Below are 998 nucleotides of genomic sequence, written 5' to 3' on the forward strand. Positions count from 1 at the left end.
CATCACCGCCATCCGCCGCCGCGCCCATGAAGAGGCCGCCTACACCGAAGTCGGCTCGATGCGCATCTTCATGGACGGCCGCGATCCGGAGATCGACGGCGAGCCGCTGCCGCTGCCGCGGCGCGAGCGGCGCATCCTGGAATATCTGGCCAGCAATCGCGGCCGCCGCGTGACCAAGACGCAGGTGTTCAACGCCATCTACGGCATCTTCGACGAAGAGGTCGAGGAGAACGTGGTCGAGAGCCACATCTCGAAGCTGCGCAAGAAACTGCGCGAGAAGCTTGGCCACGACCCGATCGATTCCAAGCGGTTCCTCGGTTACCGGCTGGTGTTCTGATGGCTGCCGCCGGCACGGTCCGCGCCAGCCTCGCGCAAGACACGAAGCCTACCCTCATGGCCTCTGACCTAGTGCATGCCGCCCAAAAGTGCGCAGCGGTTTTGGGAGAACGGCATGCATCAAACAAAGACATAAAGCGCGCCGCCCCGACGCGACGCGCTTCGTGCATCGAGGAGATGTATCTATGAGCCTCTACGGAATGATGCGGACCGGCGTCTCCGGTATGAACGCGCAGGCCAACCGCTTGTCCACGGTGGCCGACAACATCGCCAACTCCGACACCACCGGCTACAAGCGCTCCTCCGCTGAATTCTCGACGCTGATCATGCCGACCACCGGCGGCGCCTACAATTCGGGCGGCGTCACGACGACGATCCGCTCCGCCATCAGCTCGCAAGGTGTTCTTCAGTACACCACCTCGGTGTCCGACCTCGCCGTCAACGGCGACGGCTTCTTCGTCGTGCAGGATCCGAGCGGCACACCCTATCTCACCCGCGCCGGCGCCTTCATTCCGGATGCCGAGGGTCGGCTGGTAAATGCCGCGGGCTACCAGCTCATGGCCTACAGCTACGCCAATGGCGATCCGGCCGCGACCGCCAACGGCTTCGAAGGCCTGGTGCCGGTGCAGATCTCCGACCAGGAGATGACGGCGACGCCGAGC

At 64.4% G+C, this 998-nt stretch carries 2 protein-coding genes; both read left to right on the forward strand.

The annotated features are described in order from the left end of the window. Positions 1-337 (forward strand): winged helix-turn-helix domain-containing protein (locus EOA29_RS37815; RefSeq protein ID WP_145970099.1); only part of this gene is annotated, 337 nt, incomplete at its 5' end. A 184-nt stretch (positions 338-521) separates the two neighbouring features. Further along, a partial coding sequence (locus EOA29_RS37820) for a flagellar hook-basal body complex protein (protein WP_127222480.1) occupies positions 522-998 on the forward strand: 477 nt, incomplete at its 3' end.

The sequence above is a fragment of the Mesorhizobium sp. M1E.F.Ca.ET.063.01.1.1 genome (genome assembly GCF_003998155.1).
GTDB lineage: Bacteria > Pseudomonadota > Alphaproteobacteria > Rhizobiales > Rhizobiaceae > Mesorhizobium.